At 60.0% G+C, this 23,843-nt stretch carries 17 protein-coding genes; 10 read left to right on the plus strand and 7 right to left on the minus strand.

The genetic code is table 11. The features are described from left to right. Positions 1 to 57 precede the first annotated feature (57 nt). The 9 genes from BSZ35_RS17005 to BSZ35_RS17045 all read left to right on the plus strand — a co-directional run bounded on the left by BSZ35_RS17005 (position 58) and on the right by BSZ35_RS17045 (position 12,967). Positions 58 to 870: a squalene/phytoene synthase family protein gene (locus BSZ35_RS17005; RefSeq protein WP_105013559.1), complete on the plus strand. Its 813-nt coding sequence runs from the start codon at positions 58 to 60 to the stop codon at positions 868 to 870. A gap of 104 nt (positions 871 to 974) precedes the next feature. Continuing rightward, a complete protein-coding gene (purM, locus tag BSZ35_RS17010) occupies positions 975 to 1,979 on the plus strand; it encodes a phosphoribosylformylglycinamidine cyclo-ligase (RefSeq protein WP_105013560.1) in 1,005 nt (334 codons plus the stop codon). Positions 1,980 to 2,125: 146 nt separating this feature from the next. Next, on the plus strand, positions 2,126 to 2,812 hold the full coding sequence (plsY, locus tag BSZ35_RS17015; protein ID WP_105013561.1) for a glycerol-3-phosphate 1-O-acyltransferase PlsY: 687 nt from the start codon (positions 2,126 to 2,128) through the stop codon (positions 2,810 to 2,812). A 50-nt stretch (positions 2,813 to 2,862) separates the two neighbouring features. Continuing rightward, positions 2,863 to 3,909 (plus strand): NAD(P)H-dependent glycerol-3-phosphate dehydrogenase, encoded by a 1,047-nt coding sequence (locus BSZ35_RS17020; RefSeq protein ID WP_105013562.1) that lies wholly within the window; start codon positions 2,863 to 2,865, stop codon positions 3,907 to 3,909. Positions 3,910 to 4,274: 365 nt separating this feature from the next. Beyond that, positions 4,275 to 4,922 (plus strand): ATP-binding protein, encoded by a 648-nt coding sequence (locus BSZ35_RS17025; RefSeq protein ID WP_105013563.1) that lies wholly within the window; start codon positions 4,275 to 4,277, stop codon positions 4,920 to 4,922. A gap of 338 nt (positions 4,923 to 5,260) precedes the next feature. Continuing rightward, positions 5,261 to 7,609 carry a DNA topoisomerase IV subunit A gene (locus BSZ35_RS17030; protein WP_105013564.1) on the plus strand — a complete coding sequence of 783 codons (2,349 nt, stop codon included), beginning with the start codon at positions 5,261 to 5,263 and terminating at the stop codon, positions 7,607 to 7,609. A gap of 125 nt (positions 7,610 to 7,734) precedes the next feature. After that, a complete protein-coding gene (locus BSZ35_RS17035) occupies positions 7,735 to 9,666 on the plus strand; it encodes a DNA topoisomerase IV subunit B (protein ID WP_105013565.1) in 1,932 nt (643 codons plus the stop codon). 140 nt (positions 9,667 to 9,806) lie between these two features. After that, on the plus strand, positions 9,807 to 12,386 hold the full coding sequence (locus tag BSZ35_RS17040) for a zinc-dependent metalloprotease (RefSeq protein ID WP_105013566.1): 2,580 nt from the start codon (positions 9,807 to 9,809) through the stop codon (positions 12,384 to 12,386). 233 nt (positions 12,387 to 12,619) lie between these two features. Further along, entirely contained in the window at positions 12,620 to 12,967 is a 348-nt protein-coding gene (locus BSZ35_RS17045; protein WP_105013567.1) for an Hpt domain-containing protein, read from the plus strand. A gap of 705 nt (positions 12,968 to 13,672) precedes the next feature. Here BSZ35_RS17045 and thiL read toward each other — a convergent pair. The 6 genes from thiL to BSZ35_RS17075 all read right to left on the minus strand — a co-directional run bounded on the left by thiL (position 13,673) and on the right by BSZ35_RS17075 (position 21,924). Beyond that, positions 13,673 to 14,749 (minus strand): thiamine-phosphate kinase, encoded by a 1,077-nt coding sequence (thiL, locus tag BSZ35_RS17050; RefSeq protein WP_105013568.1) that lies wholly within the window; start codon positions 14,747 to 14,749, stop codon positions 13,673 to 13,675. A gap of 129 nt (positions 14,750 to 14,878) precedes the next feature. After that, on the minus strand, positions 14,879 to 16,111 hold the full coding sequence (locus tag BSZ35_RS17055) for an anhydro-N-acetylmuramic acid kinase (RefSeq protein ID WP_105013569.1): 1,233 nt from the start codon (positions 16,109 to 16,111) through the stop codon (positions 14,879 to 14,881). An 86-nt stretch (positions 16,112 to 16,197) separates the two neighbouring features. Beyond that, the gene (locus BSZ35_RS17060; protein WP_258096762.1) at positions 16,198 to 17,097 is read right to left on the minus strand and encodes a hypothetical protein; all 900 of its coding nucleotides are present in this window, start codon (positions 17,095 to 17,097) and stop codon (positions 16,198 to 16,200) included. A gap of 357 nt (positions 17,098 to 17,454) precedes the next feature. Beyond that, positions 17,455 to 18,966 carry a cellulose synthase family protein gene (locus tag BSZ35_RS17065; protein ID WP_105013570.1) on the minus strand — a complete coding sequence of 504 codons (1,512 nt, stop codon included), beginning with the start codon at positions 18,964 to 18,966 and terminating at the stop codon, positions 17,455 to 17,457. 103 nt (positions 18,967 to 19,069) lie between these two features. Continuing rightward, a complete protein-coding gene (locus tag BSZ35_RS17070; RefSeq protein ID WP_105013571.1) occupies positions 19,070 to 20,614 on the minus strand; it encodes a hydroxymethylglutaryl-CoA reductase in 1,545 nt (514 codons plus the stop codon). Positions 20,615 to 20,703: 89 nt separating this feature from the next. After that, on the minus strand, positions 20,704 to 21,924 hold the full coding sequence (locus tag BSZ35_RS17075) for a TRC40/GET3/ArsA family transport-energizing ATPase (RefSeq protein WP_258096763.1): 1,221 nt from the start codon (positions 21,922 to 21,924) through the stop codon (positions 20,704 to 20,706). Positions 21,925 to 22,334: 410 nt separating this feature from the next. On the opposite strand from BSZ35_RS17075, the gene BSZ35_RS17080 reads away from it, so the two are divergent. After that, positions 22,335 to 23,309 carry a hypothetical protein gene (locus BSZ35_RS17080; protein WP_146110145.1) on the plus strand — a complete coding sequence of 325 codons (975 nt, stop codon included), beginning with the start codon at positions 22,335 to 22,337 and terminating at the stop codon, positions 23,307 to 23,309. Positions 23,310 to 23,351: 42 nt separating this feature from the next. Here the strand turns inward: BSZ35_RS17080 and BSZ35_RS17085 are convergent, their stop codons facing one another. Continuing rightward, positions 23,352 to 23,825 carry a DoxX family protein gene (locus BSZ35_RS17085; RefSeq protein ID WP_105013574.1) on the minus strand — a complete coding sequence of 158 codons (474 nt, stop codon included), beginning with the start codon at positions 23,823 to 23,825 and terminating at the stop codon, positions 23,352 to 23,354. Positions 23,826 to 23,843: the final 18 nt, after the last annotated feature.

Below are 23,843 nucleotides of genomic sequence, written 5' to 3' on the forward strand. Positions count from 1 at the left end.
TTTCAGATGAGGGGGCGGCCCCTCGTCGTTCGTACGCACCCATTTTTATACTGAGTTGTGGACCTTCCTCGACCATTTTACAACCAGTGGTCCTCCCAGCGACGGCCCGCTGCCCACGCCCTTTGGGATTGGCACTCGGCCCTCACGCAACCGCAACCCATTGGAGAGAACGGGACCGAAGAACGTCAGCAGCACTTTTTTGAGGAAGAACGGGCCCGCGCCGAAGCAGGCGAACCGATGCGTCTGGTTCGTAAAGAGGTCTGGCAAGAGGCCTATTCAGTGTGTCACGAGCATGACCTGGATCGGTCGCTTCTGGCGGCGCAGGTCGCCGGGGCCCGTCATCTTCAGGGGACTGTCCAGTTTGAGACGAGCGCAGTGCTTAAGCAGTTTGTGGGCCTCTGGGCCGTGCCGCACGGACAGCTATTGGCCGGATTGGCGGGCGCAGGGCTTTCCATCCATCGCCAGTACGCTGGGGAACTCGCTCGAGGGTTTTTCCATCTCAACCGGCTCATTTCCCTCCCGCAAGATGTAAAAAAAGGGAAGCTGTTTCTTCCCCTGGACAATCTAGAGCAGCGAGGAGTATCTGTCGAACAACTCCGCACCGGTGACATCGACGAGGGCATGCGGGGGCTTTTGTGGAAGGAAAGCGTTCGGATTCGCGATGCCCTCGCGCAGGGGCGTCCCCTGATCGCAAACCTCTCGTTGCGGCAGCGCTTTGCGCTGAAGCGATTTTGGGTGGGGGCGCTCGAACTATTAAAGGAACTGGAGCGTCGTGACTTCGATCTCTGGAGCCGTCCGCTGAACCTCCCGTTCTTTCGGCGCGTGCAGGTATACGTGCAAACTCTCCTCGGCCGCTCGGTGTCACAGTAGCCGGCCAAATCGTATGGCAGGGCGCCTCGGGGGCCTTGAGGAGACGGAGTAAGGAGGCGCCGATATGCGAATTGTTCTCCATTACCCACATCCCGATAGAAGCAATGACTACCTACAAAGAGGCTGGGGTCGACGTCGACGCCGGTGACGACGCCGTCGATCGCATTCGCCCAATGGTCCGCGAGACGTTCACGCCCGGTGTGCTGGCCGACATTGGCGCATTTGGGTCGTTTTTTGAATTGGACCTAGACGGGGTGGAACAGCCGGTACTCGTTTCCTCCATCGATGGGGTCGGGACGAAGGTGAAAGTGGCGGCGCGGGCCGAGCGCTACGACACGGTGGGGCAGGATCTTGTGAATCACTGCGTCAACGATATCGCCGTGTGCGGGGCCAAACCCCTTTATTTTCTGGACTACGTGGGGACTGGCGAACTGGATCCTGGCGTGGCGGAAGAGGTGGTGCAGGGATTTGCAACAGCCTGCAAGGAAAATGAGTGTGCCCTCGTAGGCGGGGAGATCGCGGAAATGCCGGACGTTTACGGATCCGATGATTTTGACCTTGTAGGGACCATTGTCGGCGTGGTCGACAAGCCGAAGATTGTAAATGGGGAGACAGTGCAGCCGGGCGATGTGCTTCTGGGGCTGCCGTCGACGGGGATTCACACGAACGGATACACTCTTGCTCGGACCGTTCTCTTTGACCGCTATGACGTGGACGATACGCTCGACGAGCTGGGCGGCGAGACGATTGGGGAGGCACTGCTTCGGGTTCACCGCTCGTACCTCAGCGCCATTCAGTCCCTCGTAGACGCAGGCCTAGCGCAGGGGCTCGTGCACGTGACTGGAGGTGGGCTGCCGGGGAATCTGCGCCGCGTTATGCCGGAAGGCTGTCGCGCGTCCGTCGACTACGAGGCCTGGACCCGACCGCCCCTCTTTGATCGCATTCAGCGGGATGGGGAGGTGCCGGAGGCGGATATGCGACAGACCTTCAATCTTGGCATTGGCCTCGTGGCCGTTGTGCGGGAGGCCGACGTCGAGGAGGCGCGGCGCGTACTGGAGCAGGACGGGGAGTCTCCGGTCCGTATCGGCGAAGTGACGGCTACGGATTAGGGGGAGACGGGTTGAGGAACAGGGGGGAATAGGAACATTCGGCGGGAAAGGAAGGGTAGGATTCGTGCTTCGCGTCTCGATCCACGGGTCGTACCGAAGGGACCGAAGCCTTTTCACGGACGGTTGCTCATCCACGCGGGTCCACTATGCTGAGTCTTTTTCTAATCGCACTGATCAGTTACTTCCTGGGCTCCATTCCCGGTGCTCTATGGTCAAGCAAAGCCCTCCACGGTGTAGATATCCGCAACTACGGAAGCAAAAATGCGGGCGCTACGAATGCCTTTCGGGTTGTGGGATGGCAGGCCGGGGTGCTCGCGACGATTGTGGACATGGGCAAAGGGTACCTTGCGGCGGGGGTGGTGGCGAGTGTCATCCGAATCGATCCGCTGCCAGCCCTGAACATCTTTGGATGGGACACTGGTGTTGTTGTGGGACTGATGGCTGGACTCGTGGCCATTCTTGGTCATATGTTTCCCATCTTTGCGCGCTTCGAAGGAGGGAAAGGCGTTAATTCGGCAGCCGGCATCCTCATTGCCCTCACGCCGTGGACGATGCTCTACACGATGGCCGTGTTTGTGTTGGTGCTCTTTACGTCCCGATACGTCTCATTGGCCTCAATTACGGCCGCGGTGGCGTTTCCTACCATCGTTGCCATTCGAAAGTACGGATTTGGGGTGGATCTTGACCCCAGCCTCCTCGTCGTTGGGATTCTCATCGCGACCGCAATTGTGGTTGCCCACCAGTCCAATATCCGGCGCTTGCTGCGCGGAAATGAGAATCGCGTAAGCTCGTTTTCCCCTGCACAGGGCATGCTGGGACGGGGAGAGATTTAACCGGACTGGGTTTTCCGTATCACCCCTTGCTTGTCGCTTAGTCGAAGTTCATGTCCTCTTCTATTACACTCCTCGGGGCTGGGAGCTGGGGGACAGCCTTGGCCGTGCATCTCGCTGAAGCCGGTCGAGACGTTACGCTCTGGGCCCACCGCCCGGCGGCCGTGGAGCGGATGCGCCGCACCCGGCAGAATGCGCCCTACCTTCCCGAGGTTCACATTCCGTCGTCCGTGCGCCTCACCGCCGACCTTGAGGCGGCCACGGCGGCCGCTGACCTCTGGGGCGTGGCGGTTCCCTCTCAGCACCTCCGGAGCGTAGCCGAACGCCTCCGCTTCGTTCTGCGTGACGATGTGACCATCGTGTCCCTTGCGAAGGGCATCGAGAACGACACGCTTCTTACCATGTCGCAGGTGCTGGAGGAAGTGCTTGGGACAGAGGACCCGCAGGCCCACATTGGAGTGCTGTACGGACCGAGCCACGCTGAGGAGGTGGCCGACGGTCGGCCGACCACGGTAGTGGCCGCGGCGCCGGAAGAGACGGTGGCCGAGCAGATCCAGGCGGCCTTCATGACGGAGCGGCTTCGGGTCTACGTGAATACGGACGTGATTGGGGTGGAAATTGGCGGGTCGGCCAAGAACGTGCTGGCCATCGCTGCGGGCATCGGGGATGGCGTTGGGTATGGGGATAACGCAAAGGCGGCGCTGATTACACGGGGCATTGCCGAGATTCGCCGCCTGGGCCTTGCCATGGGAGCGAAGCCACAGACGTTTGCAGGGCTTGCTGGGATCGGCGACCTCATCGTGACGTGTATGAGTCAGCATAGCCGGAATCGGTACTTGGGAGAGCAGATCGGACGCGGAAAGACCCTCGAAGAGGTGCTGGACGGAATGGAAATGGTGGCCGAGGGCGTGCGAACGACACAATCCATCCACGATCTGGCAGAGACGTACGGGGTCGAGATGCCGATTACAGAAGCCGTCTACGCCATCTTGTTCGACGGACGCCGTCCCCGCGAGATGGTGGAGCGACTCATGACCCGATCCGCCAAGCATGAGAACTGGCTTCCTGATGCGCTTCAGGAATCACGTCCCAAGTCGTAGGAATACGCCAGAACAGCGAGCACATCCTTAGAGACTGTTTTGATTGTTGACCGGATGGGAAATCGGAGAGGTGTTTCGCGACCTGGGGAACCGTTAATAGCTCGGAAGTCCCTAACATAGACGGATCTCGATCATCTGCGGTCGTTACGCTCAGCCTAAAATGTTATCGTGTGACATCAAAACAGCCTCTTTGAGCAGAGGTATCGGGAAAAAGCGTTCGTCGGTCGTCGGAACGGGTAGTGTGCGCTAGAGCGGGACTCACGTTTCTACTTTCCTAAACGCCACTCCCGTAGCCACGCGTTGCCACCGCCAATGTGGGAGACGGCACGCGGCGATTCTGGCATGTTGCATTATAGACCTGAACCATGACCCTTCGTGAATTAGAACAGTTGGTCGAACTCGGCGAAGGGATCAGTCTGGAGTTTAAACGCCGCGTGCCACGCCCGGAGCGGATCGCGAAAGAAATTGTCGCCCTCGCCAACACGAATGGGGGGCGGATCGTGCTCGGAGTCAGTGATGACGGCACGATCGAAGGATTTGAGAACATCTCTGAACAACAGTTCTTGCTTCGTCAGGCCACGGAAGCACACTGTGCACCTCCAGTCGACTACGAGACGGAGCGCATCATGGTGGCCGACCTGCGCGACGTCATTGTCGTGACGGTACCGGAGAGCAATAACAAGCCCCACTTTGTTGTGTCGGATCCGTCCTCGAACGGGGAAGGGCCGGCGTACGTGCGGGTGGAGGAGCGCAGTGTGGAGGCCAGTAAGGAAACTGTTGAGCGCCTTCGTAATCAGGAGACGGACGGGGGGGTGACGTTCGAATTTGGGGAGACAGAGTCGCTTCTTATGCGCTACCTCGATGATTATGGGCGAATTACGGTTGCTCAGTTTGCCCAGTTGGCTGACATTTCTCCAGAGCGTGCATCGCAAACGCTGCTGCGTCTTACCCGGGCCGATCTTCTCTACCTGCACAATGCCGAAGAGGGAGACTACTTTACGCTGAACTACTGAGCCAGCGGACAGGACAGAGTCGGCCTCCACTGGGGTTACTTCTGTTATTGCATAGGAGGCAAAACCCAAGGAGTCTCAACTGTGGGCAAGGAGGAAAGAGCACAGGAAAGTCGTCCGTGAGCATCGATACCAAGAATGCAATACGGGACGTGGGCCGCTCTGGTCGGTCGAACTGCTGGTGTATCGGAGCGTTGACCTAGAGCATCCCTGGAAACCCCTTGTAGTCGGTCGGGGGTTGTATCTCCGATCGAGTGTATGTAAAATATGTGTGCGCGATCAACCTCCGTTATTGATCGTCTCCGGAATCCCGCGATCCTTTTCCATCCTGACTGCGTGTTATGCCTGTTACGGAAACGATCCCGCTTCACGAAACTGCGCGCAAGCGGTATCTGAACTACGCCCTCTCGGTCATTACCAGCCGGGCCCTGCCCGACATCCGAGACGGTCTGAAGCCGGTACAGCGTCGCATCCTGTATGCGATGTTTAACAACCTGAACCTATATCCCAACAAGCGGCACCGGAAGAGCGCTACTGTCGTCGGAGACACGATGGGGAAATACCATCCGCACGGCGACAAGGCGATCTACGACGCGATGGTGCGAATGGCGCAGCCGTTCTCGCTGCGGGCTCCCCTGGTGGATGGACACGGCAACTTTGGATCCATCGATGGGGACAATGCCGCTGCGATGCGGTACACGGAGGCGAAGCTCCGCCCCCTGGCAATGGAGATGCTGGAAGAGTTGCGGGATGAAACGGTCGACTATCGGGACAACTTCGACGGCACGATGGAGGAACCGGTCGTGTTGCCGTCGCGCGTACCGAATCTTCTGGTGAATGGCGCCAGCGGCATTGCGGTAGGCATGGCGACGAATATTCCCCCGCATAACCTGGGAGAAGTGGTGGATGCGGCGCTGCACATGGTAGACGAGCCCGATGTGTCGAGTGCTACGCTGGTGGAGGAGCACATTCAGGGACCGGACTTTCCCACGGGAGGACAACTCCTGAACACCCAGGAGGAGATGAAGGAGATCTACGAGACGGGGAAGGGGACGATTGAGATGCGAGGGGGGTACCGGAAGAAGGGAAAGACGCGGGTCATCATTGAGTCGATCCCGTACGGCGTGGACAAGAGCAAGATCGTGGAGGAGATTGCCGATCATATTGCGGATGAAAACGTGCCGCAACTCTCCAATGTGCGGGACGAGTCGACGGACGACGTGCGGATTGTGTTGGAGTTGAAGCGCGGCTCCGACACGGAAGCGGCGATGGCGTACCTTTTCAAGCACACGAAGCTTCAGAAGCGATTCCACGTCAACCTCACGTGCCTCGTGCCCACCGACGACGCCGAAGTGGGAGCGCCCCGACAGGTGGACCTCCGCACAATTTTGCGGCACTTCCTGGACTTCCGGATGGAGGTGGTGGTCCGGCGCCTTGAAAATGAGCTGGAAGAGCTGGAAGACCGGATCCACATCCTGGAGGGATTCGAGATCATCTTCGATGCGCTCGACGAGGCCATCAAGATGATTCGGGCGTCGAAGGACAAGAACGATGCGGCCCAGCGGCTCATGCACCGATTTCAGCTGGACCGTGAACAGGCTGACGCAATTCTGGAGACCCGGCTCTTCAAATTGTCGCAAATGGAAATTGAGGCCGTTCGGGAAGAGTTGTCCGAGAAGCGGGAGCGGGCCGAGGAGATTCGCGGGCTGCTGGACGACGAGCAGGCCCGGTGGGAGCTCATTAAGGGGGAGCTCAGAAATGTCCGGGACGAGTACGCCGACGAGCGACGCAGCACACTGGTGGGGCCGGATGCGGAGATGGAGTATACGGAGCGCGACTACATCGTGGACGAGGACGTGTTCGTGATTGTGACGCGGGACGGGTGGATGAAGCGACAGGGCTCGTATTCAGATGTCGACTCGATTCGGGTACGGGATGGAGATGAGGTGGGGTGGGTCTTACCGGGCTCGACCCGCGCCACGGTCGGCTTCTTTACGAACTACGGCACCTGCTACACGACTCGCATTGCGGATATTCCCAGCACGACCGGCTACGGGGATCCCGTGCAGAAGCTGTTTAAATTCGACGACGGGGAGTACGTCGTTGGGGTCGTCTCCTTCGATGAACGCGTATTGCCCGATCCCTATCCCCCGGAGCCGAACGATCAGGCCGATCTCTTTGACGAAGAGGACTTCGATCCGGACGATCCGGACGCACCCGATCAGCCGTATGTCGTGGCATTATCGAAGGGAGGACAGGCCACGCGCTTCACGGTGAACGGATTCATGGAGCCGTCTACGCGGACCGGGCGCATGTTCATGAAGCTTGAGGACGGGGACGAGGTGGTCGGCGCGCGGCTGGCACGAGGACAGGAGAACGTCTGCCTCGCCTCGCACGATGGCCGCGCGCTCATCTTCCCCGTGCATCAGGTCTCCGTATACAAGGGACCGGCGAAGGGGGTGCGGGCGATTAAGTTGCAAGAGGACGACCGCGTGCTCGGCTTTACGTTGAGCACCAAGGCCCGCGAGGGGTTCAAAGTGGCGACGAACAACGGGCGGGAGGAGATCGTGCGCACCACGAAGTTTGACGTGACGAATCGGGGGGCGAAGGGCACGCTCGTAATCAAGCGCGGATATTTCGCGGACGTGTTTCCGGAGCCCATCGTGCGGTCGGTGGACGGAGAAGAATAACGGACCGCGGACTGGATGCCTCAAGAGGGTCCGTCGTCGGTTGTTTCTGAGGACGATTTCTTCGCGCAGGGGCAACTCCTTCCCTTCACATGCCCAGACGCACACACTCACACACGCAGTAGCACATGCCCACGACGTATACCGGAAAAGACATCGACGTTCTTGAAGGCCTGGAGCCGGTGCGTAAGCGGCCCGGCATGTACATCGGCGGCACCGGCCGGCCCGGCCTGCACCACATCCTCTGGGAAGTAGTGGATAACGCGGTCGACGAGGCCACCAACGGCTACGCCTCGACCATCGAGGTAACGCTGCACGAGGATGGGACCAGCGTCACCGTGTCGGACAACGGGCGGGGCATTCCGATCGACGAGCACCCGGAGAAGGGCGTTCCGACCCTGGAGCTGATCCTGACCACGCTCCACTCCGGCGGTAAATTCGACGCCAGCAACTACATCACGTCCGGCGGCCTGCACGGCGTGGGGGTCTCGGTCGTAAATGCCCTCTCCGAGGAAATGGTGGCCACCGTGAAGCGGGATGGGCAGGAGTACCAGCAGACCTTCCGACGTGGAACGCCCGTCACTGAGCTGGAAACCACGAAGAATGGGGCACGGGGAACGGGGACGTCGATTTTCTTTCGCCCTGATCCCGACATCTTCGAGTCGGTGGAGTTTGATCCGGCCTGGATCCGAGAGCAGCTGGAGGTGAAAACATACCTGAATCGGAATCTGCGGATTGTTTTTACGGACGAGACGAGCGGCGAGCGGGTGGAGCTCCAGCACGAAGGGGGCATCGAGGAATACCTGGAGCACATGGTGGAGGATCTCCAGGTGAGCACCATCCACGATGACATCTTCATGCTCGAAGATGACGATGTGGAGGGAGAAGGACGGCTCGAAATTGCTCTTCAGTGGACCGACGCGCCCAACCAGCAGCTCCATACGTTCGTGAACGGCATTCCCACGCAGGATGGGGGCACACACGAGCAGGGATTAAAGAGTGGCATTCGGAGCGTGGTGCGGTCCTACATGGATACCCATGATCTCGTCCCGCACCGCTTGGAAATCAAAGGGGAGGACACGCGAGAGGGGCTCGTGGGCATCGTGAATCTCTTCGTCGTCGACCCCCAGTTTCAGGGGCAGACGAAGGACAAACTCAACAATCCGTCCGTGCGATCGATGGTCACGGGGTCGCTTCGCACACACTTCGAGCAGTATCTTAACGATCACCCGTCGACGGGCGAGGCCATCGCGTCGCGGGTGATCCAGGCGGCGAAGGCCCGGCGAGCGAGCCGATCGGCCTCCAGCGGGGGCGGGGGCAGTTCCGGCTCCAAGACCCGCCTCAATCTGCCGGGCAAGCTAGCGGACTGCTCCTCGAGTACACCGAGTGAGTGTGAGCTCTTCATTGTAGAGGGCGACTCGGCGGGCGGCTCCGCCAAGCAGGCCCGCGACCGGTCGACGCAGGCCGTCCTGCCGTTGCGGGGGAAGGTGCTGAATGCTGAGCAGGCCTCTCTTAGCCGGGTTCAAGGCAATAAGGAGCTTTCCAACATCGTGCAGGCGCTGGGCTGTGGCATTGGGGACGATTTGGATCTGTCCGATCTCCGCTACCACAAAATCATTCTCCTAATGGATGCGGACTCGGATGGGCACCACATCGCTACGCTTCTCCTTACATTCTTCTACCGCTACATGACACCCCTGCTGGAGGGCGGTTTCGTCTACATTGCCCAGCCACCGCTCTACCGCATCGACGCGGGGAAGGAGACGCACTGGGCGCTCGACGACCAGGACAAGGCGCGCATCCTTGAGGAGATTGAACAGGACGGACGCAACCTCTCAGTCGACATCCAGCGCTTCAAGGGCCTCGGCGAAATGATGCCGGACACGCTTGACGAAACGACGCTTGCGCCGGACACGCGGCGCCTTTTGGAGGTCGACATTCCGGACACGGAGCGCATGGTGACGGAGCAGACCATCACTGAACTCATGGGGCGGGATAGCTCCGCCCGGTTCGACTTCATCATGCAGCATGCTGCCGATGCCGACGAGCTGGATGTGTAATGGGAGGAGGAAAGGGCCGTCCACGCCTTCAGGGGCGGCCCTCAATCAATCGTGGGTTTGCGTTCATCCCACCTGTTGAATTCATTGTTGAAGCGTGTGTAAACACGTTTCTCGCTTTTTGGTCTCAATTCCGTACTCGTATGTCACGTCGACCGTTGTATCGGGCGTTCCTTCTCATCGTCCTTTTTGCTTTTGGCTTTGTGCTTCCGGTTGCAGCACAGGAGGAGCCCGAGTCCGACGAGCCGACCCCTACGATTGCCGAGAAAACAGAGGGCATGGAGGCATTGGACGGGTTTGTTCCGCTCTACTGGGATGCGGAAACGGGGACGCTTTGGATGGAGATCTCGCGTTTCGATACTCCTTTCTTGTATGTGTCCTCTTTGCCGGTAGGATTGGGATCGAATCCTGTCGGGCTCGACCGAGGACAGCTTGGCACCCAGCGCGTGGTGCGGTTTGAGCGAACAGGGCCGAAGGTGCTTCTCGTCGAGCCGAATCTCGACTATCGCGCGGTGACCGAGAATGAGGCCGAGCAGCGCGCTGTTCGACAGGCATTTGCTTCGGGCGTGGTGTGGGGGTTTGAGGTTGCAGCGGAGGAAAAAGGGGGCGAAGCTGTGCTCGTAGACGCGACGGAGTTTGTCGTACGGGATGCGCACGGGGTGGTCCGACGTCTCAAGGAGACCGATCAGGGCAGCTATGCCCTCGATCAGAGCCGGAGTGCGCCGTACCTGGACAACGTAAAGGCTTTTCCCGAAAACACGGAGATGGAAGCCCGGCTCACATTTACCACGGATGAGGATCCTGGAGAGTATGTGCAGCGGACCGCCGCGGACCCCTACGCCGTGACTCTTCGGGTGCGGCATTCCTTTATCCAGCTCCCCGACACGTCTGGGTACGCTCCCCGCTCATTTGACCCTCGGTCCGGTCTTTTCTATGAATCGTTTCAGGACTATGCAACCCCGATCGGAGCCTCGATGGATCGACGGTATATCAATCGCCATCGGTTGTCGTGCGCCGAAGCACCGGGCCCCGATGGCCTTTGTCCGCCGGAAGACCCGATCGTGTACTACCTGGATCCCGGCACGCCCGAACCGGTGCGTAGTGCCCTCCTTGATGGCGCCCGGTGGTGGGCGGAAGCCTTCGAGGCAGCAGGCTTTGAGGATGCGTACCGTGTGGAGGTCCTGCCGGACAGTGCCGATCCGATGGATGTTCGCTATAACGTGATTCAGTGGGTGCACCGGCGGACACGAGGCTGGAGTTACGGAGCTTCCGTAACGGATCCGCGGACCGGCGAGATTCTAAAGGGACACGTGACGCTCGGATCCCGACGCGTTCGACAAGACTACCTCCTGGCGGAGGGACTCTTAGCTCCGTATCAGGGGGCGCACGTCGATGGGTATGCTCCGGAAAACGATCCCATGCTCGACATGGCGCTGGCTCGGATCCGACAATTGTCGGCACACGAGGTGGGGCATACGCTAGGCCTTGCCCATAATTTTGCCGCCTCGATCAACGACCGGGCATCTGTGATGGATTACCCGGCGCCTTTGGCGCGTGTGCAGGGAGATTCCATTTCGCTTCGGGAGGCCTACGACACCGGTGTGGAGCGCTGGGACAAGGTGGCGACCCGCTATGCATACGCACAGCCCGACTCGGGCGAAACGGAAGCCGACATGCTGGATCGCATTCTTCGAAGTGCTCGGGAGCAGGGACTACTGTACGTCACCGATCGTGATGCTCGACCCGCCGGGGCGGCGCAGCCGGAGGGCAACCTGTGGGACAATGGGGAGAACATGGTCGACGCTCTCGAGCGCGAGATGAACGTCCGATCCGTGGCGCTGGATCGCTTTGGACAATCCGTCGTGCGTAGCGGGGAGCCGCTGGCGCTCATGGAGGAGGTTCTCGTGCCGCTCTATCTCCGCCATCGGTATCAGGTCGAAGCGACGGCCAAACTCGTCGGCGGCGTGGCCTACGACTACGCCCTTCGAAATCGGGGCACGCCGCGACTCTCGGCCCGTGTGCCTGCCGATCGGCAGCAGGCGGCCCTGAATGGGCTTTTGGAGACAGTGACGCCTGGTCAGCTTGCGCTTCCGGACGCGGCCCGAGAGTACATCCCCCCACGTCCCCCCGGACATTCGTCCAATCGAGAGCTGTTCGATGGGCGGACGGATCCGACGCTCGATCCCTATGCTCCGGGGGAAGTGGCGGCGACCATGGTCTTGGAAGCTCTGGTTCAGCCTGAGCGTGCCATGCGCCTCGTGGTTCAGCACGATGCGAATGCAGATCTTCCGGGTCTACGGGCCGTTCTGACTCAGATTACCAACCACGTGTGGAAGAATGAACAGCCGAAGGACCCGTATCGGGCGGAACTCCAACGCACAGTGCAGCAGGTTTGGACGGACATCCTACTGAGCCGTGCCAGTGGTGCGCAGGCTGCTCCTGCAGTGCAAGCGCGCCTCGTTCAGCATCTCCGTGATCTTGAGGATTGGCTTGGCCGAAACCAGGGCACGGATGCTGAAACCCAGGCCCACCGTCGATCACTTCAGGCCTTGATCCAACGGTACCTCACCCGAGATTACAGCACCGAGTCGTCTGCTCCTGAGCTCGAAACGCCTCCGGGCTCTCCGATTGGAACTGCGTCGCCCTCGTACAATCAACGGCAATCGCGACGTCATAACTGGCTCGAAACCTGGTCTCCGGCACTCCCTGCGTGTTTTCGGTGAGAGTAAAAAACCGTTATTGCCGCAAAGGGGAGGTAGTGCAGATCTTATGAATCAACGTAAGAATGGGCCTGGTCGGGTGTTTTTTCCTGTGTTTGGTACGGAATTCGTGCATCCATAACCCGCAGGCCTCCAATACTCCAGCAGTTTCATTTTCTGGAGGTTTGTCGGAGGACTTCCTTCTGGCTTTTATAGGAGAGTATGAATAATATTTTCCCCTAGCGACCGCTCCGTTCATGTCTGATGCACCGGTCGATAAGGAGGCTTTATTTGAGCTTGTTGATGAAGATCCGGAATTCTTGAAGCGCCTCATCAAGACCTTTCTGGACGACTGTTCGGTCTACATGGAGGGGATTCGAGAGGCAATAGAGACTGAAGACGCCGATTCTTTGACGAGAGAGGCACATGGATTGAAAGGAGCTGTGTCAAATCTTCAGGCCGAGCCTGCTCAAGAGGCGGCCCGCCGCCTGGAAGAGATTGGACGGTCGGACACCCTTGAAAAGGCTCCAGGCGCTCTGCAGGACTTGGAGGAGGAAATTCAGCGGCTCCGATCTGTGCTGAAGGCGTATACAGACGAACTGTGATACTGGAGGAATACCCGATCTCAGGATCGGGAAGGACAACCGCTCTGTGTTGGGTTGTTTTGTACACCTGGAGAGTTAAGTGGTAGTTCTGTTACTCTATGGAGATTGAGTGGGTGGTATTTTCCGGTTGGAAATCGAGGGCGGTGGGGCGAGAGATACGACAGGCGCATTGCTGCAAATCGTGAAGGTCTACCGACGAAAGGCCGCCCTGTCTCTCAAGTCCAAGAGCGCTCCACACCCGTTCGACATATCGGAAGGGGAACCCGTGCGTTTATTCTAGACCTCTGTCCGGTCATCTCATGATTTCTTAGAGCAACGTCAGGTGCTGACATCTGCCGGGGCGATATCGCATGAGTCCCGTGGGGTCAGGGAGCCTGCACCGAGAGGAACGGGACCGTAAACCCACGACAAGAGGGACGTGGCGAGGTGACACCTCCGACCGAGGCTTCTAACGACCGCGCTCAGATAGCCTAAGCAAATGTGAACGCCCTCGTCGGCATAATACCGCATCCGGCAACATTATTCAGTACGAGAAAGGCATCCGAAGCATCATTGGCCTCCAGCATCACTTCGGATTGAGTTTCCATCTCCGAACGATGCTGAAGGAGTTGGTATCCCCTGGTGGATCCTAATTGCAGACGGCAGGAATTGGGAGATCCCGTTGCGCCATTGGCGATATTTTTTCCGTCCAGTTGAGCAAGTTCACTAGGACTGGGGGGGGGCTTCGTCGTCGAAGTGATCGAATCCGCCCGGCTGCAGGGGGACGTTTTCGCCGTCGGCTCGTTGAATCAGAACAGGATGCTCCGGGTCGTCCGGCTCCACGATGTCGCCGATGACCGTGTACGACTGCGGATCGGCTGCGTCCAGCTCGTCCTCTGGAATCGTAAAGACCAGCTCGTAGTCCTCGCCGCCGAAGAGGGCGTAGATGCTCACGTCTTCGCCAAAGTCAGTGGCGGTGTTCCGGGTTTCCGGGTCAATGGGGAGAGCCGGTTCGTACAACTGTGCGCCGACCTCGCTGGCCTCGCAAACGTGATGCACCTCAGAGGCAAGGCCGTCGGAGATATCGATGAGCGCATGCGGCTTAATACCGGCGTCGGCCCAGTCGCGCACAGTTTTGAGCTGGGCGGGAGGGGCGAGATGACGTCGAATCACGTACGAGAACGGATCCAGGTTGGGCTGGAAGTCCTCTCCCTGCTCCTCCATGCGTTGACGGTTACGCACCAGTGCCTTCAGGCCCGCGTAGGATGCGCCAATGTCGCCGGTTACGCATAGCTTATCGCCGACCTTGGCGCCGCTGCGATAAACGACATCGTCTTCCTGGGCCTCGCCCACTACGGTGACGGAGAGCGACAGCGCGTGTGCACTGACCGTGTCGCCCCCCACCACGGTGACATCGTAGGCATCGCAGGCTTCTTTTACGCCCTCGTAGATGGTTTCCACCATCTCGACCGACACCTGCTGGGAGAGGCCAAGCGTGACAGTAGCGTATCGCGGCTCCGCGTTCATAGCGGCAATGTCGCTCACGTTCACCGACATCGCCTTAAAGCCGAGGTGCTCCATTGGCATGAAGGCACGGTCGAAGTGAATGCCTTCCGTGAGCGCATCCGTAGTGAGCAGGTGTACCCGGTCGTCACCCACGCGGTAAACAGCAGTGTCGTCTCCAATACCGGAGACGAGACTGTCGTCGGACGCGTGGCCGAGCGTGTCGCGCATGAGGGCGATGAGACCGAACTCGCCAATGTTGGCAATGTCGGTTTGCTGCGGGGCGTTTGGGGCTTCCATGAGGCAACGCGGAACTGGAAAGCGAAAACAGCTCGTAGGGAAGAGATCCGTACCCCAAGCAAAGGGGGGATGTTTGCTTGATTGCCGCTTCTTTGTCCACCTTCGTCAGCTTTTTGTGTCGCCCGGTCGTTAGGCTGTTGTATGCGGGACGCTGATGCTCCCAAGCAGTGTAGGGGCGGATGCCCCCGTTACGGACGGAAGGTTTGTTGGCTTCCCGTTCACGGTTTCGTGTGCCAGGACGGCGAAGCAGAGAGCCTCTTTCGCGTCGGCGTCGAGGCCATAGTCGGCGGCGGAGCGGACGGGGATTGGGGAGAACGCATTCTCCAACATGCCCATGAGGGTGTCGTTATGCACGCCTCCCCCGCTCACGATGAGCGTGTCGATGGACTGTTCGGGATGGAACTCCGCAACGTCTTCGCCAGGGGCAGGCCGAATATACCGGGCGTAGGCCTGATACACCGAGGCAGCGGTGAGGAGGGTAGCCGTGGCGATTGTGTCTTCCGCAGAGAGGCTACGGGACTGAGCTGCTCCGATCAGTCGATCCACATAGTCTTCCCCAAACTCTTCCCGACCGGTCGATTTTGGCGGTTCGCGATGGAAGTAATCGCCCTCCAGTAGATCGGCAAGCAAATCGTGGTCCGGCGTTCCCGCGGCGGCGTGTCGTCCGTCTGGATCATAGGGCGTGTCGAAGAGGCGGTTGGCCAGGGCGTCGATCACCATGTTGGCCGGTCCCGTGTCGAAGGCGCGCACCTCAGTCGGGAGGCCACCGGCAGGAAGGACGGTGAGGTTGGCAATGCCGCCCAGGTTGAGGAGGCCTCTATGCTCGTCCGGCGCCGTACACGTCACGTAGTCGAAGTAGGGAACGAGGGGAGCGCCCTGGCCGCCCAGGGCCATGTCGGCAGAGCGAAAATCGCCTACCACCGGCACGTTGAGCCGATTGGCGAGAAGAGAGGGATTGCCAATCTGGAGCGTCCCGCGAACGTCCTGTCCGGCACAGTCCGCCGGTTCAGGAAGGTGGTGCACCGTCTGCCCGTGCGAGCCGACGAGGTCGAGCTTGTCGCGTGCGGCACCAATCTCATCCAGCACCCGATCGACCGCATTCGCGTACACGTCCGCCAGACGAGCATTCAGGCGGGTTAGATCTTCGACCGAGGAGTGTTCAGGAGTGGAGTTGCGGCGGAGCAGGGACGAAAGGGCCTCCGGGTAGGGCTGGTGCACAAACGCGTCCTGGTGCACCGAGAGATCCGTTCCGCTGCCCTCGACCGTAGCGAGCACAGCATCCACGCCGTCTAGTGAGGTGCCGGACATGAGGCCCGCAACCCGTCGAGAGGATTGGTCGTGGAGGCGGAGGAGGGCGTCCATAAGAGGAACTCGGAAGACGAAAAAGAAACAGGACGGGACGGCCCGGTGCAGGAAGAAGACGCCACAGCAGCGCGGCAGGGCAGCAGTCACTCAGAGTTTTCCTGTTCTGCCTTCTGCTCCGCCTTCTCGCGCATTTCGGCAGCCTTCTGGAGATGTGCACGAGCCTCGTCCGGTTCCTGCGAGGCCAGTTTGACGTAAATCTGTGCGGCTTTTCGGTACTGGTCCTGGGCCTCGTGGATGCGAGCCAGCGTTTCCGAGACGATATCATCCACGTCATTCTCCAGATCGGGAGGCGGGATGTCGTCCACGTCGGGGCGGGGCTCGATGCGGGCCGACTCCAGCTCGTCGATCAGGCGGTCGAGATCGTCCTCATCGTCCCCTTCCTCCTCCAGCTGGTCGGCCCGATCTTGGGGCGTATCGACCGACTCCTCGCTCGACGACGGGGTCTCGGGGTCGGCAGTGGCGGCAAGACCCGCTCGTGCCCCTCCTTGGCGAGCTTCGGCCTCGGCCTGGCGGCGCAGCTGTTCGAGCTCGGAAACTGCCTCCGTAGCAGTTGTGGGGGAATCATCCTCTGACTCTTCCTCCTCGGAGGACGCATCCGCAGCTTCGGGGGCTTCCGCTGACGACTCGTCAGTGGGGGGCGCGTCGGACGGGGCGTCCTGAGACGCCGTCTCTTCCGAAGAAAGGCGCTCAGAGGGAGTATCGTCCGCTGTGGAAGCCGGCTCGTCGAGTCCTTGCAGATGGCGGAGCACACGCTGCTTCCCTTCTCGCCCGACGGGGCTGTTCGGCATCAGGAAACGCACGTTCTCCCAGCACTTGAGGGCAAGATCCCACTCTCGCTTTGCCTCGTACGCACGAGCCAGTAGCACGTGGGCGGTAAGGTGGGCCGGAAGGTCGTCAATTTTGTGCTCCAGCGATTGGATGGCCGCGTCCAAGTCCTTTTGCTGGAGATGATTGATTGCGTCCTGGAGGTCAGGGACAGCCATGAGTGCAGAGTGTCGGCAGAACCACGTGAGGGGAATGAGCGGGGCAGCGGAAAAGCGGCACACACGAAAGTACAGTGCAGCCGGAACGATTGAAAGATGACGATCCGCGTATGTTGGCAAGAACGAGAGAAGGAAGAGAGGGGGGCGGTCGTTTCAAAAAGCCTGGGAACTCATCGATATTGCGTATTTCCTATCGCCACGTAAATCGCGGAGCCGAGCAAAAAACGGGCACACGCCATACTGATCTCTTTCGAGACGCCTCGGGTTGCACAGTGCAGGGGAAGGTCGGCTTCTGGAGTCCCTCGTGGCCGGTGCTGGCCGAAGAAGTCGGCGGTGCAAAGCGGGGGCACGGGCTGTTCAGGCCTGTGCAGGGGTCGCCTGGCGCACGGTGAACACCTGACTGAGGCTAGAGGCCGTTACTAGTATAAACCCGACGGCAAAGAGGGCCTGGAAGGGGATGGCGGCCCATTCCCCGAGAGCGATCACAATCCCGAGCCCCGCCGTGCAGTAGACGGCCAACAGGGCTTCCCACCACACGACCTGTGGAAGGTCGGCCATGGCGTATCGACTTTGCCACCATCCATCCGAGCCGTCTCCTCCGTACTTCGGCGTTCGGATGAAGGCCGTATCGGTACCGCGCAGGGCTTGCCAGAAAGCATTGGTATTGCTGAGGGAAAGGCCCATCGTGCCGGCCATGAAGGCCGGGAAGAGACGCAGACGGTGTCCCCAGTCGGGATACAGCCGGCGCTGGGCAAAGAGTTGGGCCAGGAAAAAGCCGAGAAAGCCGAAGAGTCCGAAGCCCATCACGGCGAAATACATCTCTCCGGGGCCGTGGCCGAGCCCTTTCAGCAACAGAAGGGGCGCGTGCGTGAGCGCAGCCAGGAGGATGAACGGAAAGGCAAAGTGGGCTGTGAGGTGGAAGGTGCCCTGGAGCTTGACGCGGACAGGCTCGTCGGAGTGCCAGAGTCGGCTGGTGAGTTTGAGGGCTGTTTCCACGCCGCCTTTCGCCCAGCGGAATTGTTGGGATCGCAGAGCATTCATGTCCGGAGGAAGCTCGGCAGGGACCTCCACGGAGGGGACATATTTGAAGTCCCAGTCCCGTAGCTGGGCGCGGTAGCTGAGATCGAGATCTTCGGTGAGAGTGTCGTGCTCCCAGCCGCCCGCATCCTCAATGCAGGTGCGACGCCAGAGGCCGGCCGTGCCGTTGAAATTCATGAAGCAATCGGCTTGCTCCCGGACGTGCTGCTCGATGGCAAAGTGAGCGTCGAGCCCGAAGGCCTGCACCTGCGTCAGCAGTGAATCGTCCTGATTGAGGTGGCCCCAGCGGGCCTGGACCATGCCCAGGGTTTCGTTCTCGAAAAAGTGGGGGACCATGCGACGCAGGAAGTCCGGATCGGGCACAAAGTCGGCGTCGAAAATGGCGACGTACTCGCCGCGGGCAAGGCGAAGCCCATTGGCAAGGGCCCCGGCTTTATACCCCGTTCGGTCGTCGCGGCGCACGTGGACAATGTCGATGCCCTGGGCCTGCCAGTAGTCGACGCGATTGGCGACGCGTTCGGTCGTCGCGTCGGTTGAGTCGTCGAGCACCTGGATTTCGAGCTTCTCGCGGGGGTAGTCCAGGTCGACGCAGGCATCGATCAAGCGATGGGCGACCTCGGCCTCGTTGTAGAGGGGCAACTGCACAGTGACGACCGGCCAGTCGTCCGGAGGAGCAGGGACCGACGTGTGGTCGGGCACGGGGCCGTCAATGAGCTGTTCGTTGCCGGCATGGAAGAGGGCCAGCCATAGCAGGTTGCCCCCGTAGGCTGTGAGCACCACGATGGCGATGGCGTACAGAACCGGGAGGGCAACTTCAAGCGTGGCGAGCATGAACGTTGGACGTTATCGGATGAATCATGGAGGGGGCGGGGAGAGCGCCGGATGTTGCCCCCGATGATAGATATTGGTTCGCGCGTACGTGTTTGCTCGAGGATCACCGATTGCGCCCGTAGGTTTCGTGGCTCGACACCCAGTCAGAGGAGGAGATCGCGGCGCCCAGTGATAACTCGCCGGCCAGGGCGGCCCCTGCCACGACTTCCGCAAACTTCTTAACCTTGCCTTTGCCGTAGCAGTCCATCACCTCCAGGCACTCGCGCTGCGTGGCAAGACTGGTCCCCCCGCCATACGTCGCGACGATGAGCGACGGAATCGTGAGGGAAATGTAGAGGTCGCCGTCTTCCGTCAGGTCGGTGTACAGGACGCCTGCAGAAGATTCGGACACGTTGGCCACGTCCTGGCCGGTGGCAATGAACATGGCCGTAATGGCGTTCGGAGAGTGCGCCCCGTTGTTGTTTGCCCCGGAAAGGAAGGCGCCGACGGTCGAGACATTCCAGTGGTAATGCAGGCTTTCCGGTTCTACTCGCATGTGCTGAATGAGCGCCTCCCGTTCGATGGTGGCCTCCGCCGTCACGCGCTTGCCTCGCGTATTCATCACGTTAACCTGCGAGGCCTTTTTGTCCGTGGCAAAATTGGACTCCAGGTAAAAGTGCTTCACGTCGTGCGGGTACTGGTCGATGATCCAGCCGCAAGCCGTGAAGGTGGCACGGCCCACCATGTTCTGCCCGGCAGCGTCGCCAGTTTCGTAGTTGAAGCGCAGGTAGGCAAAATTATTGGACAGGTACTGGTCGATATTGAGCAGCGTGGCGACGCTGGAGGTGGACTCAGCCTCCTCTCGGATCTCGTCCATGTGGTCCTCTACCCAGTGCGTGAAGTCGCGCGCCTCCCGGGCGTCGTCGAAGACGAACACCGGTGCGCGTTGCATGGCATCCTCGACTACTGTGGATTTCACCCCGCCGCTCAGGTTACAAACCTTAATTCCACGGTTGTACGAGGCGACCAGCGTTCCTTCCGACGTGGCCAGCGGGATGAGAAAGTCGTCCGTTGCGTGTTCACCATTCACCGTAAGCGGGCCCGCAAAGCCAAGGGGAATTTGAGCAACACCGGTGAAGTTTTCGACATTCCCCTCCGTCGTGTGGGGATCGAACGAGTAGTGCGTTACGTGGTCGAGCGACGTGTCGCTGTAGTCGGCAACAAACTGCTGCCGCTTGTCGATGATGGCCTGGCTGTAATTGTCGTCGGGGTCGCGCGGAATGCGCTGGATGGTGTCGTTTTGCTCTGAGATGGAGTCCTCAACCGCAAAGCTGAGCTTGCCGAATGGCTTCGCTCGGAAGGAGAGCTCGATTTTGTGTTTGCCACTTTCGAGGGTGGGATGATCGACCCGCAGGTGAAGCGTACGGCGGAGGGGGAAATCGATGCTGTTGTCACTGGAAATTTCCTGAGCCGTGTACGTGTCCCCGTCCCCCATAAAAAGGTGCACGTCGTCGTGAGGCACCGACGTACCGTCGATCGTTACGTCGATCAATTCGGTGAGCGTCGCGTCCTTGAGGCGATTCTTGAGGGCAAATTCGACGCCTTGGTCGGTGTTTTCGAGACTGCCGAAGGTGTAGAGTTGCTTCAGCAAGGCGCTGGGTACGAACATAGGCACGGAAGCGGTCGGCCAAGAAAGGAGTCAGTTTGCAGTAGATGGCGCATCAACGGGAAGAATGCGAGCGGGTTCGCAACCGGAGGTTACGCTTCTTCCGAGGCAAAGTGGACCCGGAGCCATCCTTCCTCCAACGTGTGCTCGGTGAGGGAGAAATAACTCAGGAAATTAGGCAGGATGTAGTTGCGGCGTTGGTTGGCGACCTGCACGACGAGCTGGTCGCCACGATGACGGACGTCAACCGACTCGTCTTCCACAAACGGCAGCCGAATCTCCAGCATGTACCCGTCATCGCCTTTCTCGCGCACCTGGAAGGTGGGCTCGTCGTGGAGAACAGCGGTCGGGTCGGTATTGTCGTACATTGCTTCGGCGATGCGTTCCAGTCGCTCCGCCCCGAAGACCTCTTCTCCCAGGTGGGGGACCTCTAGGATCGGGAGGGGACTGAAGCTCTGGCGGATTTGCTCCAGATACTTTCGCTGGGAGGTGACGTAGCCTTCAAAAAACGAATTCTCCGGGACCTGCTCTTCCGGCAGCACGCGGTTCACGATCACGCTATCCACGGCGTAGCCGTACAGCTGGAGGTACGTGTAGGCACGCCGTGCTTCCTCGATCACCATCTTCTCCGGATTCATGACGAGACGGATGGAGGTGGTTGCGGGAGTCGCCAGAACATCCTGGATCCGTTCCAGCTTTTCGAAAATCACCTCCAGTTCTTCGTAGCCTTTGTCCAACGGAATCCCGGTTGTTTTTCGGACCCCAAACCCAAGCGACTTAAACGCGAATTTCTGAAATGGGAAGGCCTTTGCGAGCCACCACTGCGTCACCTGCGGCAGGGTGAGGAGCGTGAGCGTTTCGCCTGTAGGCGCACTGTCCACCACAATGAGGTCATAGTCGTCTTCGCGGAGGGCCTGCTCCAGCCACAAGAGTACCGACCCTTCGTTCATGCCGGGCAGGGCCGCCATCTCCTCTGCCGCAATCTGGTCGACGCCCTGCCAGCGGAAGACGGTAAGCATCAGCTCGCGCATGTTGCCCCAGTACTTCTTCATCGAGTAGTAGAGGTCGACCTCTTGGGCAAAGAGGCGCTCCTCGATGGCTTGGGCCTCGGGGCCGAGCTCCTGGTCGAGGGCGTCGGCAAGGCTATGGGCAGGATCAGACGATAGGATGAGCGTTTTTTTCCCGTTTCGGGCTGCACGCTGGGCCGTGGCGGCCGCACAGGTGGTCTTTCCTACGCCGCCCTTGCCGGTGAAGAGAAGAATGCGCGTACCGATGTCGGAGGGCGATCCATTCTCCCCGGTCGGAAAAAGCATAGACGGCAGCGGGCGTGGGTTAATGGAAGAAGAGACAGGGAGAGGCAATACTCGGGACGCTGATCCCAGTTCACTAATGCCCTTGGCTCTTAAAAGTGCCAGTCCCATCCATGTGCATAAGGAAGGGGCATCAGTCGCAGGAGCGGATCTTAATCAAGGGGACGCATCCGCATCGACGGTTCGGAGATCTTCAGGCCATTCCCAACGTGCCCGGGCCAGAAACGTGCTCTACGGTGCCATTACATGATCTCCCGTGTCCTTCCGGACGGGAAAATTCAAAATCCCAATTCCTGATCCTATCCGTGGCACGTTGATTTTTCTAAAATCTCCGCCAGGGTCTTCCCGAACCGATCCCGCTCCATATTACCTTTATGTTACTAAAATCGGATCCTGAATTGTAAAGCTGGATCATGATGTCTTGCCTTCGGTGGTTGTTCGCACTTTTTCTTCTCCTGGGGATCGCTTCTGAGCGCGCAGCAGCGCAGAGCGTCGATCTGGGAGGACGGATCTATATGGATTACCTCTACAACATTGCTGATCCGTCTCCCGAGAGAGAAGGACAACATGGATTTCAGTACCGACGCTTGTACTTGACGGCGGACTTTGACCTTTCGGAAGAGTTCGCGGGGCGGGCTCGGCTGGAGGCTCCGGAGGGCGCGACGGGCGTAAGTGGGGTAGAGGTCAAAGACTTGTGGTTGACGTGGGACTACAGCGAGGAGCATAGTGCAACGATTGGAGTGACCCCCCCGCCGGCATTTGGCCTAGCGGAAGACGTCTGGGGATACCGAAGTCTCGAGAAGACCATCATGGATCTCCAAGGCGTGGTGGATTCGCGTGATTTTGGAGTGCGAGTCGATGGGCCTCTTCTCGCCGACGGCACGGTGCGCTACGCCGCTATGGTTGCCAATAACACAAATACGGGATTTACGGAGACGGACAAGTACAAACGGGCCTACCTACAGCTTCAGGCCCGCCCCACCGGACGCCTTCTCTTTGTGGCCGGGGGCGACTACACCGCCTTTCCGGACGAGCGGAAGAGTGGCACGCGGCTGTCTGCCCTCGTCGGCTACACGGCGGAGACGGTTCGCGTTGGCCTGGAGACGTTCTGGTACCGTTTGGCTCGGACGGCAGCAGAGGCCCGGACGGACGTAGGGGGAAGTCTGTACGGGCGCGTGCAGGTGGCCTCGGCCTGGGAGGTGGTCGGGCGCCTCGACCGGATAAGGACCTCCGGTGTGGGGCCCAATCAATACGAGACACTCATCGTAGGTGGGGTTGCCTACTATCCGCATCCGAATGTGGCCTTCATTCCCAATCTTCGGCTGCAGGACCGGGACAGCGACACGGCAGCCGTCACAGGGCGGTTCACCCTTGAGGTGAATTTTTAGGTGGGGGACTGTCCGCGTGATTGAAGAGAGCCATGTTCGGGGCTACACCATCGGTCCGCTGCGGTATGCATCGAGGGAGCGCGGGCCTGCCCCGGCAATCGACAGCACTAGTGAGCCCAGCAGCATTGCCCAGTCCGTACGGGCGGCGTGCATCATGGCCCAAAAGCCGTACGTCTCCAGCTCTCGTACGCCGAAAGGACCGAACCCGTGTCCCAGGAGGATGGGCAGTTTTGTGATGAGAAGAGCGCCCGTCATCAGAAGTACGAGCGGCATGGCGGCCCAGCGGGTGTACAGGCCCACGAGCAGTAGGACCCCGCAGATGACCTCCACGGTGCCCACGCCGAATCCAAAAAACTCGGGGGCAGGAAAGCCGATCTCCGCAAATCGGCCCGGGCCCCGCAGGGCCGGGAATAGAAACTTTTGAAGCCCTTCGGACACGAACACGACGCCCACCATCAGACGAATAAGCGGAAGTGTCCTCAGGGCCCGGCGGGCATCGGCGGAGGAAAACGGCATGGGAAGGAGCGGTTAGCA

Source organism: Salinibacter sp. 10B (assembly GCF_002954405.1).
Taxonomy (GTDB): Bacteria; Bacteroidota; Rhodothermia; order Rhodothermales; family Salinibacteraceae; genus Salinibacter.

Excerpts from the sequence above, each read along its gene's own strand:
- purM (WP_105013560.1), top strand. The coding sequence starts at position 975 with ATGACTACCTACAAAGAGGCTGGGGTCGACGTCGACGCCGGTGACGAC.
- plsY (WP_105013561.1), top strand. The coding sequence starts at position 2,126 with ATGCTGAGTCTTTTTCTAATCGCACTGATCAGTTACTTCCTGGGCTCC.
- BSZ35_RS17020 (WP_105013562.1), top strand. The coding sequence starts at position 2,863 with ATGTCCTCTTCTATTACACTCCTCGGGGCTGGGAGCTGGGGGACAGCC.
- BSZ35_RS17025 (WP_105013563.1), top strand. The coding sequence starts at position 4,275 with ATGACCCTTCGTGAATTAGAACAGTTGGTCGAACTCGGCGAAGGGATC.
- BSZ35_RS17030 (WP_105013564.1), top strand. The coding sequence starts at position 5,261 with ATGCCTGTTACGGAAACGATCCCGCTTCACGAAACTGCGCGCAAGCGG.
- BSZ35_RS17035 (WP_105013565.1), top strand. The coding sequence starts at position 7,735 with ATGCCCACGACGTATACCGGAAAAGACATCGACGTTCTTGAAGGCCTG.
- BSZ35_RS17040 (WP_105013566.1), top strand. The coding sequence starts at position 9,807 with ATGTCACGTCGACCGTTGTATCGGGCGTTCCTTCTCATCGTCCTTTTT.
- BSZ35_RS17045 (WP_105013567.1), top strand. The coding sequence starts at position 12,620 with ATGTCTGATGCACCGGTCGATAAGGAGGCTTTATTTGAGCTTGTTGAT.
- thiL (WP_105013568.1), bottom strand. The coding sequence starts at position 14,749 with ATGGAAGCCCCAAACGCCCCGCAGCAAACCGACATTGCCAACATTGGC.
- BSZ35_RS17055 (WP_105013569.1), bottom strand. The coding sequence starts at position 16,111 with ATGGACGCCCTCCTCCGCCTCCACGACCAATCCTCTCGACGGGTTGCG.
- BSZ35_RS17060 (WP_258096762.1), bottom strand. The coding sequence starts at position 17,097 with ATGGCTGTCCCTGACCTCCAGGACGCAATCAATCATCTCCAGCAAAAG.
- BSZ35_RS17065 (WP_105013570.1), bottom strand. The coding sequence starts at position 18,966 with ATGCTCGCCACGCTTGAAGTTGCCCTCCCGGTTCTGTACGCCATCGCC.
- BSZ35_RS17070 (WP_105013571.1), bottom strand. The coding sequence starts at position 20,614 with ATGTTCGTACCCAGCGCCTTGCTGAAGCAACTCTACACCTTCGGCAGT.
- BSZ35_RS17075 (WP_258096763.1), bottom strand. The coding sequence starts at position 21,924 with ATGCTTTTTCCGACCGGGGAGAATGGATCGCCCTCCGACATCGGTACG.
- BSZ35_RS17080 (WP_146110145.1), top strand. The coding sequence starts at position 22,335 with ATGATGTCTTGCCTTCGGTGGTTGTTCGCACTTTTTCTTCTCCTGGGG.
- BSZ35_RS17085 (WP_105013574.1), bottom strand. The coding sequence starts at position 23,825 with ATGCCGTTTTCCTCCGCCGATGCCCGCCGGGCCCTGAGGACACTTCCG.